The organism is Saccharomonospora cyanea NA-134 (assembly GCF_000244975.1).
Taxonomy (GTDB): Bacteria; Actinomycetota; Actinomycetes; order Mycobacteriales; family Pseudonocardiaceae; genus Saccharomonospora; species Saccharomonospora cyanea.
Genome location: NZ_CM001440.1, coordinates 516,038 through 528,708 on the forward strand (window position 1 = coordinate 516,038; position 12,671 = coordinate 528,708).

Consider the following 12,671-nt stretch of genomic DNA (forward strand, 5'->3'; position numbering starts at 1 on the left):
AGGCAGACTTAATGGCGAACAGAGCTGATCCGAAGCTCATCGAGCAGCTTCGGCACAACCAAGCCGCGGTGAGGGCGCGTTCAGCGGCGATCGCCGAGTACGGCAAGCAGGTCACACAGAAGTTGGCCGCGAACACGCTCGAACACCTGCAGTCGATGAGGAAACACGCTGCTGAAGCTCAGAAGCGAAAGGCTGAGCACGAGAAACAGCAGGGTGAAGAGGACGATCCCACGGCGAAGAACCAGTGGCTTCAGCGCCGCGAAGGTCGCGACGAGACATTCCAGTTCGGCCAGGAAGGCGCTGGGGAGGCCGCCGACTCTCCTGCAGCCGCCCGGTCGACGGAGGAAAGGACTGTCGCACCGCCTGTTTCGCCACCCGTTCCTGTGCCGCGACGTCAGCAGCCGCCGGCCTCCGGTCCGGCTCGGCGCGAAACTCGTCCGGCGGACGACTTCGATGACGACGACTTCTCGAACAACAGTTGGCTGCAGTGAACCGCGTGGCGACCGCGTCGGTCAGACGCGGCTCGTCGCGGTTGCCTCGTCCTCGTAGGCGATTCGGGCGGCCTTGAGGTCGTGGTCCAGCAGCTCACGGTAGGTGTCGTCGCCGGCCAGTTCGGTGAGGAAGAAGGCCGTGAACAGCGCCCGCACCCGCCGCTGCACCGCGTACTGCGGTTTGCCCTGTAGGAAGACCTGGCTCCAGTGTGTGCCTTCGGTCACGCCGAGATGGGTCATCTTGGGGATCATCCGCAGCTGTACGGGGCCGGCCCATGCCTTGCTGATCGCTTCGGCGTTGCCGGTCGGCGGTGCGAGGAGGTCGTCGTCACTCGCGAGGTGCAGGCCGGGCGCGTTGATGCCGAGCGCTGCCGTGGTGGCGGGCGGCATGGTCTGGGCCGGGGCGACCGTGGCGACGGCTCGCACTCGCGGTCGTGTGTCCGCGTCGTCGGGGACCGCGGCGAGGACGGCGGCACCGCCGCCGATCGAGTGTCCGGCGAGTCCGAGCCTGGTGGGGTCGACGCTGATGCCGTCCGGGCCGAGACGCAGGGTCGTCACGATGTCGAGCGTCGTTCGGAGGTCGGCGGCGAACAGCCGGTGCGAGGGCAGCGCGCCGCGGTGAGTGGCGGGCGCGGCGGCGACGATGCCCCAGCTCGCGAGGTGACGCAAGAGCCCGTGGTAGCGGCCGGGCGGCTGGAGCCAGCCGTGCCCGAACGCGACAGCGGGGAGGTTGAGACCGGCTCGTGGCGTGAACACCACACCGGGGAGTCCGACGAGTGCGAGGTCACCGCGCAGGACGTCGTGCGGGCCCGGGTGTGCCAACTGTTCGAGTAACCGCTTCGCCGTGCTCGCCATGGCAGGAGACTAGCCGACCCGCATGGCCGGAGCAGTGGTGCCCGAGGCCTGGTCTGCGGGTGGGGTGACCGTGTTCTGCCCGCGAAACGTGGTGGGGGCCACCGACGGCGCCTGCGCTCTGCGGAGTACAGCCGACCGTGCCCGGGATGCGGTCGTTCCTGCTGTCGTTACGCTGGTGGGCGTGTGTGGAATCGTGGGATATGTCGGGCATCGACAGGCACTCGACGTGGTTCTCGGTGGTCTTCACCGCATGGAGTACCGCGGTTACGACTCGGCGGGCGTCGCGGTGCTCACGGACGGCAAGGAGCTGGTCGTCGAACGCAAGGCGGGACGGCTCGCCAACCTCGAGGCCGCACTCGACGTCAAGGGCCGCGCCACGTTCTCGGGCACTGCCGGCATGGGCCACACCCGTTGGGCCACGCACGGCGCCCCCGTGGACCGCAACTCCCACCCACACCGTGACTCCACGGGCCGGGTCGCCGTGGTGCACAACGGCATCATCGAGAACTTCGCCGCGCTCCGCGCCGAGCTCGAGGACGCGGGTGTCGAGCTCAGCAGCGACACCGACACCGAGACCACGGCCCACCTGATCGCCCTCGCCTACGACCACGGTGACACCGCGGGTGACCTGCCCGCCAGCGTGCGCACCGTGTGCCGCAGGCTCGAAGGCGCCTTCACACTCGTCGTCACCCACGCCGACCAGCCGGATCTCGTGGTCGCGGCCCGCCGTTCGTCCCCGCTCGTCGTCGGTGTCGGCGAGGGGGAGACGTTCGTCGCGTCCGACGTCGCCGCCTTCATCGAGCACACCCGCGACGCCGTCGAGCTCGGTCAGGACCAGCTCGTGGTCATCGGCCGCGACGGATACGAGATCACCGACTTCCACGGTGACGCCGCCGACGGCAAGCCGTTCAAGGTCGACTGGGATCTCTCGGCCGCGGAGAAGGGCGGCCACGAGTACTTCATGCTCAAGGAGATCGAGGAACAGCCCGAGGCGCTCGCCAACACGCTGCGCGGGCACTTCCAGTCCGGCCGCATCGTCCTCGACGAGCAACGCATGAGCGACCAGGACCTGCGTGACGTCGACAAGGTGTTCGTCGTCGCGTGCGGATCCGCGTACCACTCGGGACTCGTCGCCAAGTACGCCATCGAGCACTGGACCCGCCTCCCGGTGGAGGTCGAGCTGGCGAGCGAGTTCCGCTACCGCGACCCGGTGCTCGACCGCGACACCCTCGTGGTGGCCGTGTCGCAGTCCGGTGAGACGGCTGACACGTTGGAGGCCGTGCGGCACGCCAGGGAGCAGAAGGCGCGGGTGCTCGCGGTCTGCAACACCAACGGCGCGCAGATCCCACGGGAGTCCGACGCGGTGCTCTACACGCACGCCGGGCCCGAGATCGGTGTCGCCTCCACGAAGGCGTTCCTCGCGCAGGTGGCGGCGAACTACCTCGTGGGGCTCGCGCTCGCCCAGGCGCGCGGTACGAAGTACCCGGACGAGGTGGCACGTGAGTTCGCCGAGCTGGAGGCCATGCCGTCCGCCGTCTCGCAGGTGCTGGCCACGGTCGACCAGGTGCGGGAGCTGGGCAGGCGCATGGCGGACTCGCGGGCGGTGTTGTTCCTGGGCAGGCACGTCGGCTTCCCGGTGGCCCTGGAGGGGGCGCTGAAGCTGAAGGAACTCGCCTACATGCACGCGGAGGGGTTCGCGGCAGGCGAGCTGAAGCACGGGCCGATCGCTCTGATCGAGGACGGGCTGCCCGTGGTGGTGGTCATGCCGTCGCCGAAGGGGCGAGCCGTGCTGCACGCGAAGATGGTGTCCAACATCAGCGAGATCCAGGCACGCGGCGCCCGCACCATCGTGATCGCCGAGGAGGGCGACGAGCGGGTTCGGCCGTTCGCGGACGAGCTCGTCGAGGTGCCTGCCGTGCCGACGTTGTTGCAGCCGCTCGTGTCCACGGTGCCGTTGCAGGTGCTGGCCGCCGAGATCGCGCGGGCACGCGGCTACGACGTGGACAAGCCACGCAACCTCGCCAAGTCCGTCACGGTCGAGTAGCGGCACCGTGCGCGGCGTCTGGACCACCGCCCGGATCCGGTCGGCGGAGGAACGGCTGCTGGCGCGCACACCCGAGGGCGCGCTGATGCGGCGAGCGGCGTACGGCGTGTCCGTGCGCGCGGCCGAGTTGCTGGCCGAGCACACCGGTGCGGTCGCGGGTAGGCGGGTCGTGCTCGTCGTGGGCGCGGGGAACAACGGTGGCGACGCGCTGTGGGCGGGTTTCTTCCTGCGGCGCCGCGGGGTCGCGGTGACAGCGGTGCTGCTGCGGCCGGAGAAGGCCCATCCCGCCGGGCTCGCGGCCCTGCGCCGCGCGGGCGGGCGGATCGGCACACCTGAGGCCGTTGACGTCGAGAACGCCGACCTGGTGATCGACGGTGTGGTCGGCCTCTCCGCCAAGGGGCCGCTGCGCCCTGAGGCCGCCGTGGTGTTCGACCGGGTCGCGGCGCCCGTGCTCGCCGTCGACCTGCCGAGCGGGGTCGACCCCGACACGGGGGCCGTGACCGGTCCCGCCGTGCGGGCGACGTGCACGGTGACGTTCGGCGCGCTCAAACCCGTCCACGTGCTGAATCCCCACCACTGTGGTCACACCGTTGTCGTGGACATCGGCCTGGGCGGTGAGCTGGGGGAACCGGATCTGCTGCAACTCGACGCCGCCGACGTGGCCGCCGCGTGGCCGATGCCGAGACCGGACGACAACAAGTACACGCAGGGCGTCACCGGCGTGGCCGCCGGCTCGTCGACCTACCCGGGTGCGGCGGTGCTCGCGGCCGCCGCCGCCGTGCACGCCAAGGCGGGCATGGTGCGCTACGCGGGTCCCGCGGCCGACGTGGTCCGGTCGCACTGGCCGGAGGTCGTGGCCACCGGGTCGATCACCGACGCGGGGCGTGTGCAGGCGTGGGTCGTCGGCCCCGGCATCGGCACCGGCCGTGAGGGTCGGGACGTACTCGCGAACGCGCTCGGACAGGGCGTGCCGGTGTGCGCGGACGCGGACGCGATCACGATCATCGCGGGACATCCGGAGGTGCTCGACGCCCGTGACCCGGACACGCCGTTGCTGCTCACGCCCCATGACGGGGAGTTCGAGCGGTTGACGGGCACCGCGCCGGGAGACGACCGGGTGGCGGCCGTGCGCGAGGCGGCCCGGCGGTTCCGCGCGGTGGTGTTGCTGAAGGGTCACTGCACGCTGGTCGCCGATCCGGACGGGCGGGTGCTGGTGAACCGGCCGAGGGGGGCGTGGCTCGCCACGGCCGGGTCGGGTGACGTGCTGTCCGGGTTGATCGGCGCGTTGCTCGCCGCCGGGCTGGACCCGTGGCTGGCCGCAGGCGTCGCCGCCGACGTGCACGCCCGTGCGGGTGCGCTCGCGGCGGGTGGGGTTCCGACGTCGGCTTCGGGGGTGCTGGCCGCCGTGCCGGACGCGATCAGGCAGGCTCGCTCGCTGGAGGGTTGACGGGTACCAACGTCGGCCGCTTCGGGGTGCGGCGGTCGCCCGTCGAGCGGCGGCGCACCCGGCGGTAGAGCCACGGCGCCGCGGACGACGTGAGCCAGCGCAGCTCCTCCGTCACCGTGCGCACCACGGTGGCGGTACGGGCGCCGGGCAGCGGCCTCGACCAGGAGTTGTCGCTGCCGGGCAGAGCGAGTACCTCGGCGAACGCGGCGGCGATGCGGGCGTGCCCGAGGGGGCTGGCGTGGATGCGGTCCGGGCTCCACAGCCTCGGGTCGGTGGTCACCGAGTAGCCGAACGTCTCGACGACCACGACGCCGTGCCGGGCTGCTGAGGTGCGGATGCCCGCGTTGAGGTCCAGCACGCGGTGCCGCAGTGGGCGCATGATGGGTGAGAGCCGCGCCAGGTCGGGGAACGTGAGTGACGCCACGCGGGCGCCGGTCGCGGTGAGTTCGGCGAACATGCCGTCGAGGTTCGACACGACCGTCTCGGCGGAGAACGAAGGCCGGACGAGGTCGTTCATGCCGGCCACCACCGTGACGAGATCGGGGCGCAGGGCGAGGGCGGCGTCGAGTTGTTCCTCTCGTACCTGGCGGGTGAGCTTCCCGCGTACGGCGAGGTTCGCGTAGCGAAGGTCGGGGGCGACGGTGGCGAGGTGGGCGGCGAGCCGGTCGGCGAAGCCGCGCCAGCCGCCGTTGCCGTCAGGGTCCCCGATGCCCTCGGTCTGGCTGTCCCCGATCGCGACGTATCGGGCGTAGACCATGCCAGCCTCCGTGCCATCGAGATGAGCGGCCCCAGTGCCGGTCGCCGCGACTATAGTGCGCGCGCCGGTGGCGAGGACGGGGCCACGAACCACGTTTTGCCCGCGAAACGTGGTTCCAGGGGACCCGCCGACCATGTTCCGCGGGCAGAACACGGTCTGAAGGCCCGCCTCGGGACCGAAAGTCGTTTCGGACGTGGACGTGGGCACCGGGGAGGCGTCAAGCTCTGCACCATGACCGACAACGAGGTTCTGGTGGCAGGGGTCGACTCGTCCACACAGTCGACCAAGGTGATGGTGTGCGATGCCCGCACGGGCGCCGTGGTGCGCAGCGGACGTGCCGAGCACCCGGACACCACCGAGGTCGATCCGGCGGAGTGGTGGTCGGCGTTCACGTCCGCCACCGGCGGGCTCCTGGACGGCGTGTCCGCCATCGGCGTCGCGGGTCAGCAGCACGGCATGGTCACCGTGGACGACCGCGGTGACGTCGTCCGACCAGCCCTGTTGTGGAACGACACCCGTTCGGCCACCGCCGCCGCCGATCTCACGAAGGAACTCGGCGGGCCGCAGGCGTGGGCGGAGGCGGTCGGGTCGGTTCCGGTCGCCAGCTTCACGGTCACGAAACTGCGTTGGTTCGCCGAGCACGAACCGGACGCGGCCGACCGGGTCGCGAGGGTCATGCTGCCCCACGACTGGCTGACCTGGCGACTCACCGGTGGGGACCCGGTCACCGACCGTGGTGACGCCTCGGGCACGGGCTACTTCTCGCCGTCGAAGAACGCCTACCGCACGGATTTCCTCACCCACGCGTTCGGCGGGCGAACCCCGGAACTGCCGCACGTGCTGGAACCCTCCGCGGCGGCGGGGCACACGCCCGACGGGACCCTCGTCTCCGCGGGCACCGGCGACAACATGGCCGCCGCGTTGGCGCTGGACGCGGGGGACGGGGACGTGGTCGTCTCGCTCGGCACGAGTGGCACCGTGTTCGGCGTCAGCGAGACACCGGCGGCCGACCCGACCGGTACCGTCGCCGGATTCGCCGACGCCACCGGCCGGTACCTCCCGCTGGCCTGCACGCTCAACGCCGCGCGGGTGCTGACCGCCACCGCCCGCATGCTCGGCGTCGACCTCCAGGAGTTCGACCGACTCGCGTTGAGCGCCGAGCCGGGCGCCGCGGGTCTCACCCTGCTGCCGTACCTCGACGGGGAACGCACCCCCAACCTGCCCGACGCGGCCGGTTCCCTGTTCGGCCTGCGCCGCGCGAACATGACTCCCGAGAACCTCGCGCGCGCGGCCGTCGAGGGAATGCTGTGCGGACTCGCCGCCGGACTCGACGCCGTCCGCGAGTACGGCATCACGGTGCGGCGGGTGCTGCTCATCGGCGGGGCCGCCCAGTCGGAGAGCGTGCGCGCGATCGCGCCGACCGTGTTCGGCACCCCGGTCGCGGTCCCGCAGCCACGCGAGCACGTCGCGATCGGCGCCGCCCGCCAGGCCGCCTGGGCCCTCGGGGGGACCGAGGAACCACCGGCGTGGGACACCGAGATCGCCGTGCGGTTGCCGGAGCCGCCGGTCCGGGACGCCGAGGAGGGCGAACGCATCAGGCAACGCCACGCCGACGCCCGTCGCCGGGTGCACGACGCCTGAGAGCCCGGTGGGTACATTGGCGGGTGAGCCGGGGCGCCCCACGGGTGCCCCGGCGCGGACAGGAAAGGCCTGATCATGTGCTGTGGGGTGACCCGGTGAGTGCTACGTCGTTGCCCCGCGCCGAGGTCGTGGTGGACCTTACGGCCGTGCGCCACAACGTGCGGCTGCTCTCGGCCCGCGCCGCCGCGTCGGGCGCGGAGACGATGGCGGTCGTGAAGGCGGATGCCTACGGCCACGGTGCTGTGCAGGTGGCGCGCGCCGCGCTCGACGCGGGCGCCACGTGGCTGGGAGTGGCCGCGCTCGACGAGGCACTCGCCCTGCGGCAGGCCGGGTTCGCCACCCGGATGCTGAGCTGGCTCGACACCCCCGACGTGGACTACGCGCCCGCGGTGCGGCACGACATCGACGTCTCGGTGAGCTCCGCCGGCGAGTTGACGCGGGTCGCCGACGCCGCCGCAAGGGTGGGTCGCCGCGCCAGGGTGCATCTCAAGATCGACACCGGGTTGTCGCGCAACGGTTGCACCGCGGAGCTGTGGCCCGCTCTGGTGAAGGCCGCGGCGGCGGAGGAGAACGTCGAGGTCGTCGGCATGTGGTCACACCTCGCGTGCGCGGACGAGCCGGATCACCCCTCCATCGACGCGCAGGCCGAGCGGTTCGCCACCGCGTACGACGTGGCGCGCGACGCCGGGCTCTCACCGCTGCGGCACCTGGCCAACTCGGCGGCCACGCTCACGCGCCCGGACCTGCACTTCGACCTGGTCAGGCCGGGGATCGCGATCTACGGCCTGAACCCCGTGCCGCAGCAGGAGGACCTGCGACCCGCGATGACGTTCCGGTCCAGCGTCGTGCTCACGAAACGGATCAGCGCGGGCGAGTCCGTGTCGTACGGACAGACGTGGACGGCGAGCCGCGACACGACACTCGCGTTGGTTCCGGTGGGTTACGCGGACGGCGTGCCGCGTACGTTGTCGGGCCGGATGAGCGTGTGGCTCGACGGAACGCGGCGACCCGTCGCCGGGCGGGTGTGCATGGACCAGCTCGTGGTCGACTGCGGGGACGACGAGCCGGAACTCGGTACCGAGGTCGTGCTGTTCGGGACGGGCGAGGGCGGTATGCCCACGGCCACCGAGTGGGCCGACACGATCGGCACCATCGACTACGAGATCGTCACCGGCATGTACCGGCCGCGGGTGAGTCGCCGCTACGTCGGGGCCGAGCGGGACCACGTGTGATGTCCCGGTCCGGGGAGGATGCGTCCGTCGTGGGCCCGTTCGCGGGTTCCCGCACCGACCGGACCTCCACCGTCGCCGCCGACGACGGTGCCCCGCTCGCGGTGGAGGAGATCGAACCGGTCGACGGGCGGGCCGAGCTCGTCGTGGTGGGTGTGCACGGCTTCGCGTTGTCCCGGCGCAGCTGGTTTCTCCAGCGCCGGGGACTCGTGGAGGCGCTGCCCGGGGTGAAGCACGTCTACTACGACCACCGCGGTCACGGCCAGTCGGCCCCGTCGGACGCGCGGCAGAGCACCATCGAGCAGCTCGCGCTCGACCTGCACGCGGTGCTGCGCACGGTCGCACCGGACACGCCCGTCGTGCTGCTGGGACACTCCATGGGCGGCATGGTGATCATGGAACTGGCGCAGACCTGCCCCGAGCTGTTCGCCGAGCGCGTGCGCGGCGTCGGGTTGATCGCCACGGCCGCCGGCGAGGTGGGAGCGCAGGGTCTGCCCCGCTCGTTGCTGTCGAAGTACAACCCGTTGACGCGGGGAGTGGGTGAGCTCGCGGAGTGGCAGCCGGGGCTCGTGGAGTTCGTGCGCGCCGCGGGCGGCCAGCTCACCAGGGCGGCGGTGCGTCGGCTGGCCTTCGGCAGCCAGGACGTGCCGTCCGAGCTGGTGGACTTCATGCTGGAGATGCTGCGGGAGACACCCGTGCGGCAGCTCACGCACTTCGTGGACACGCTGGGCAGCCACAACCGGTACGCCGCACTGGCCGGGTTGAAGCACGTCGAGGTGGTCGTGGTCGGTGGTGACGCGGACCGGCTGACGCCGTTCGTCCACGCCGAGCGCATCGCCGCCGAGCTGCCGAGGGCGAAACTGGTGCGTGTCGAAGGCGGGGGGCACATGGTGCACCTCGAGCACCACGCCCTGGTGAACGAACATCTCGCCGACCTGGTGCGTCGGGTGCGGTGAGGCGAGGACAGGACACGAGAGGCAGGAAGGAACCCGGTGACGCAGGTGAGTGTCGAGCTGCCCACCCCCGACGACGCCATGGAGTTCGGCCGGGCGCTGGGCAGGTTGCTGCGGGCGGGTGACCTGGTGTTGCTGGCAGGCCCGCTCGGGGCGGGCAAGACCACGATGACCAGAGGGATCGCCGAAGGCATGGGAGTGTCGGGGCGGGTGAGCTCACCGACGTTCGTGCTCGCGCGAGTGCACCCGGCGGGGGAGTCGGGAGTGCCTCTCGTGCACGTCGACGCCTACCGGCTGGGTGGTGACCTCGCCCAGCTCGACGACCTGGACCTCGACACCGAACTCGACCGCGCCGCGCTGGTGGTCGAATGGGGTGAGGGCATGGCCGAACGGCTCGCCGAGGACCACCTCGTCGTGCGCCTCGACCGGCGCCACGACGACGTCCGCGTGGTCACGCTCGAACCGCACGGCGGGTGGACGGCGCGAGTGTCCTCGGCATCTTTCGCGGGCTGATCACGGGGGGCTGCGCGCGCCCCCCGCCGGGCGTGTTTCGCGGGCTGATCGTGGTGCCCGCCCTGGTCAGGTACGGACGGCGTAGTCGCCGAACGACGGTTCGAGGGCGGCGAAGGCGGTCTCCGCGTCCCGGGTGATCCGCTCCGCGACGGCGTCCTGCTCCCCGCCTTCGAGAACGAGACGCACGGTCTCGTCGAAGAGCAGCCGCAGTACGGTGTTGAGCTGGGCCGCGACGAGCCGGGGAACGAGGTCGTCCGCGGCTGTCCCCGTCTCCTCGGCGAGGGCCTGCGCGAGCGACTTCTCGCGGTAGTCGTGGAACTGGCGCAGGCGTGACGCGAGGACGGGGCTGTCCGCCACCATGCGGGCGAACTGCGGCCCGGCGAACCCTGCCATCGGATCCCGCTCAGCCACCTGCGTCAGGTAGGCCGCCCTCACCGCTGCCAGCGCCCCTTCCCCCGGCCGTCGCGCGCGGACGGCGTTCGCGGGCATGTCCGCGAAGCGCTCGTTGAGTTCCCACGCCAGGTCTTCCTTGCGGGGGAAGTAGTTGGTGACCGTCATCTTGGAGACCTGGGCGGCGGCGGCGATCTCGGCGATCGTCACGTTGTCGAAGCCGCGCTCCATGAACAGTCTCGTCGCGTGCCGGGAGATGTTGTCCCTGGTCTGACGTTTCTTCAGTTCCCTGAGACCCAGCTGTTCCATGCCCATGCCACGAGCTTACCTAGGTCTGCTCAAAAAATATCCTTGACATGAAGTTAGGTCAGTCATAAGTTTGTCCTCGTATCAGAAAGGATTGCCTTTGACTCCTGATCCCAGGACCGTCCACCCACTGCCCCAGCACGAACGGGTGGTCTTCCTCAAGCCGCTGGTGAGTTCGCCCAAGATCGTCGTGGGGGAGTACACGTACTACGACGATCCGGACGGCGCGACGGAGTTCGAAACCCGCAACGTGCTCTACGCCTACGGGCCCGAGCGACTGGTCATCGGCAGGTACTGCGCCATCGCCTCGGGGACGACTTTCCTGATGGCGGGGGCCGAGCACCCCACGATGGGGGTGTCCACCTACCCGTTCACGATGTTCGGCGGGGAGTGGGCCGAGCGAACGCTCGACCTCGTCACGAGCATGCCGAGCAGGGGCGACACCGTCGTCGGCAACGACGTCTGGTTCGGCTACCGGGCCACCGTGCTGCCCGGTGTCCGAATCGGTGACGGCGCCATCGTCGCCGCGGGTGCGGTGGTGACGGCCGACGTTCCGCCCTACACGATCGTCGGCGGCAACCCCGCCAGGCCGATCCGCGCCCGCTTCGACGAGGCCGACGTGGAGCGGCTGCGCAGGGCCGCCTGGTGGGACTGGCCCACCGATCTCGTCACCGAGCACGCTCGCACGATCATGGCCGGCGACCCGGCCGACGTCGCCCGTATCGCCGCCGACCACGGATTGGAGAAGTCCCTGTGACACGGACTTTCATCACCGAGTATCCCGTGGTGGCCGAGCCCGGCAGCGGTACCGGTCCTTACGGCGTCACCAGCGGGCCGGACGGCGCACTGTGGTTCACCATGGCTCGTTCCGGACGCATCGGCCGGTTCGTGCCCGGTGAGGAGCCCACGATCCACCGGCTCGACCCGGACTGCCAGCCCACCGTCATCGTCAGCGGGCCGGACGGTGCGCTCTGGTTCACCGAGTACCAGGGCCACCGCATCGGCCGGATCACCACCGAAGGCGAGGTGACCGAGTTCTCCCCGCCCACGGCGGAGGCGGGCCCGTACGGGCTCACGGTGGGGCCGGACGGCGCGTTGTGGTTCACCGAGTTGGGTGCCGATCGCATCGGCCGTGTCACGACCGACGGAGAGCTCACCGAGTACCCGCTACCGCTGCGCGGCGCGTTCCCGTCGATCATCGACACCGGTTCCGACGGCGCGCTGTGGTTCACGCTGAACCAGGCGAACGCCATCGGACGCATGGCACTCGACGGCACCGTGACGGTGCACGAGCTGCCCACCGAGGCCGCGGGACCCGTGGGGCTCACCGCGGGAGCCGACGGTGCGCTGTGGTTCGTCGAGATCATGGCCGGGCAGGTCGGTCGCATCACGACCGACGGGGAGATCACCGAGTACCCGTTGCCCGACCGCGCCGCGAAGCCGCACGCCATCACCGCGGGCGACGACGGCAGGCACTGGTTCACCGAGTGGGGAGCCGGGCGCGTCGGTTCGATCACGTCCGACGGCGTCGTCGAGGTGCACGAGCTCCCGAGTCCGGGAAGCGAACCGCACGGCATCACCGTCGGCCCCGACGGGGCCGTCTGGACCGCGCTTGAGAACGGCGCTCTGGCGCGCGTCGACGTCGACCCCGGGAGGAAGCACTGACCGTCACCTTCAACCACACCATCATCGCCGCGAAGGACCGCCACGAATCGGCCCGCTTCTTCCGCGAACTCCTCGAGCTGCCCGAGGCGCCGTCCTGGGGGCCGTTCGTGAACGTCCAGCTCGACGAGGGTGTGCTGCTCCAGTTCGCCGAACCGCCGGTGGACGAGATCCAGATGCAGCACTACGCGTTCCTGGTGGACGACGAGCTGTTCGACCGCGCGTACGCGAGGTTGTGCGAGCGGGGCATCGAGCACTGGGCCGATCCGCAGATGCGACGGCCGGGCGGGACCAACACCGAGCACGGGGGACGCGGGGTGTACTTCAAGGACCCCGGCGGTCACGCCATCGAGATCATCACCCGACCGTACATCTGAACCGCC

At 71.0% G+C, this 12,671-nt stretch carries 13 protein-coding genes; 10 read left to right on the forward strand and 3 right to left on the reverse strand.

Translation table 11 applies throughout. From position 1 onward, the window contains the following. Positions 1–11 precede the first annotated feature (11 nt). Complete coding sequence (locus SACCYDRAFT_RS02660; protein WP_043536090.1) at positions 12–491, forward strand: hypothetical protein; 480 nt, start codon at positions 12–14, stop codon at positions 489–491. A gap of 21 nt (positions 492–512) precedes the next feature. On the opposite strand, the gene SACCYDRAFT_RS02665 is transcribed toward SACCYDRAFT_RS02660, so the two are convergent. Beyond that, complete coding sequence (locus SACCYDRAFT_RS02665) at positions 513–1,346, reverse strand: dienelactone hydrolase family protein (RefSeq protein WP_005453334.1); 834 nt, start codon at positions 1,344–1,346, stop codon at positions 513–515. Between the two features lie 181 nt (positions 1,347–1,527). On the opposite strand from SACCYDRAFT_RS02665, the gene glmS reads away from it, so the two are divergent. Both glmS and SACCYDRAFT_RS02675 read left to right on the forward strand, forming a co-directional pair. Then, a complete protein-coding gene (gene glmS, locus SACCYDRAFT_RS02670; protein ID WP_005453336.1) occupies positions 1,528–3,390 on the forward strand; it encodes a glutamine--fructose-6-phosphate transaminase (isomerizing) in 1,863 nt (620 codons plus the stop codon). 7 nt (positions 3,391–3,397) lie between these two features. Next, positions 3,398–4,837 (forward strand): NAD(P)H-hydrate dehydratase, encoded by a 1,440-nt coding sequence (locus SACCYDRAFT_RS02675; protein WP_005453338.1) that lies wholly within the window; start codon positions 3,398–3,400, stop codon positions 4,835–4,837. Here SACCYDRAFT_RS02675 and SACCYDRAFT_RS02680 read toward each other — a convergent pair. After that, the gene (locus SACCYDRAFT_RS02680) at positions 4,809–5,594 is read right to left on the reverse strand and encodes an SGNH/GDSL hydrolase family protein (RefSeq protein ID WP_005453340.1); all 786 of its coding nucleotides are present in this window, start codon (positions 5,592–5,594) and stop codon (positions 4,809–4,811) included. The genes SACCYDRAFT_RS02675 and SACCYDRAFT_RS02680 overlap by 29 nt on opposite strands. A 231-nt stretch (positions 5,595–5,825) precedes the next feature. Between SACCYDRAFT_RS02680 and xylB the strand changes: the two genes are divergently transcribed. The 4 genes from xylB (at position 5,826) to tsaE (ending at position 9,930) form a co-directional block, all read left to right on the forward strand. Next, positions 5,826–7,235: a xylulokinase gene (gene xylB, locus SACCYDRAFT_RS02685; RefSeq protein WP_005453341.1), complete on the forward strand. Its 1,410-nt coding sequence runs from the start codon at positions 5,826–5,828 to the stop codon at positions 7,233–7,235. Positions 7,236–7,330: 95 nt separating this feature from the next. Further along, the gene (alr, locus tag SACCYDRAFT_RS02690; RefSeq protein ID WP_043537004.1) at positions 7,331–8,467 is read left to right on the forward strand and encodes an alanine racemase; all 1,137 of its coding nucleotides are present in this window, start codon (positions 7,331–7,333) and stop codon (positions 8,465–8,467) included. Beyond that, positions 8,467–9,420: an alpha/beta fold hydrolase gene (locus SACCYDRAFT_RS02695; RefSeq protein ID WP_005453345.1), complete on the forward strand. Its 954-nt coding sequence runs from the start codon at positions 8,467–8,469 to the stop codon at positions 9,418–9,420. Before alr ends, SACCYDRAFT_RS02695 begins: the two co-directional genes overlap by 1 nt. Before the next feature lie 36 nt (positions 9,421–9,456). Continuing rightward, the gene (gene tsaE, locus SACCYDRAFT_RS02700; RefSeq protein ID WP_005453347.1) at positions 9,457–9,930 is read left to right on the forward strand and encodes a tRNA (adenosine(37)-N6)-threonylcarbamoyltransferase complex ATPase subunit type 1 TsaE; all 474 of its coding nucleotides are present in this window, start codon (positions 9,457–9,459) and stop codon (positions 9,928–9,930) included. Between the two features lie 66 nt (positions 9,931–9,996). Here the strand turns inward: tsaE and SACCYDRAFT_RS02705 are convergent, their stop codons facing one another. Then, on the reverse strand, positions 9,997–10,635 hold the full coding sequence (locus SACCYDRAFT_RS02705) for a TetR/AcrR family transcriptional regulator (protein WP_005453349.1): 639 nt from the start codon (positions 10,633–10,635) through the stop codon (positions 9,997–9,999). 91 nt (positions 10,636–10,726) lie between these two features. Between SACCYDRAFT_RS02705 and SACCYDRAFT_RS02710 the strand changes: the two genes are divergently transcribed. Genes SACCYDRAFT_RS02710 through SACCYDRAFT_RS02720 form a run of 3 tightly spaced genes read left to right on the forward strand, consistent with a single transcriptional unit; the run spans position 10,727 to position 12,665 of the window. Next, the gene (locus tag SACCYDRAFT_RS02710; protein WP_005453350.1) at positions 10,727–11,383 is read left to right on the forward strand and encodes a CatB-related O-acetyltransferase; all 657 of its coding nucleotides are present in this window, start codon (positions 10,727–10,729) and stop codon (positions 11,381–11,383) included. An 11-nt stretch (positions 11,384–11,394) separates the two neighbouring features. Then, positions 11,395–12,291, forward strand: a complete 897-nt coding sequence (locus tag SACCYDRAFT_RS02715) for a Vgb family protein (protein ID WP_408640308.1) — start codon at positions 11,395–11,397, stop codon at positions 12,289–12,291. After that, positions 12,288–12,665: a VOC family protein gene (locus SACCYDRAFT_RS02720; RefSeq protein ID WP_005453354.1), complete on the forward strand. Its 378-nt coding sequence runs from the start codon at positions 12,288–12,290 to the stop codon at positions 12,663–12,665. The genes SACCYDRAFT_RS02715 and SACCYDRAFT_RS02720 overlap by 4 nt, the downstream gene beginning before the upstream one ends. Positions 12,666–12,671: the final 6 nt, after the last annotated feature.

Coding starts and splice junctions, on each gene's coding strand:
- SACCYDRAFT_RS02665 (WP_005453334.1), bottom strand. CDS start 1,346: ATGGCGAGCACGGCGAAGCGGTTACTCGAACAGTTGGCACACCCGGGC.
- SACCYDRAFT_RS02680 (WP_005453340.1), bottom strand. CDS start 5,594: ATGGTCTACGCCCGATACGTCGCGATCGGGGACAGCCAGACCGAGGGC.
- SACCYDRAFT_RS02660 (WP_043536090.1), top strand. CDS start 12: ATGGCGAACAGAGCTGATCCGAAGCTCATCGAGCAGCTTCGGCACAAC.
- xylB (WP_005453341.1), top strand. CDS start 5,826: ATGACCGACAACGAGGTTCTGGTGGCAGGGGTCGACTCGTCCACACAG.
- SACCYDRAFT_RS02695 (WP_005453345.1), top strand. CDS start 8,467: ATGTCCCGGTCCGGGGAGGATGCGTCCGTCGTGGGCCCGTTCGCGGGT.
- SACCYDRAFT_RS02705 (WP_005453349.1), bottom strand. CDS start 10,635: ATGGGCATGGAACAGCTGGGTCTCAGGGAACTGAAGAAACGTCAGACC.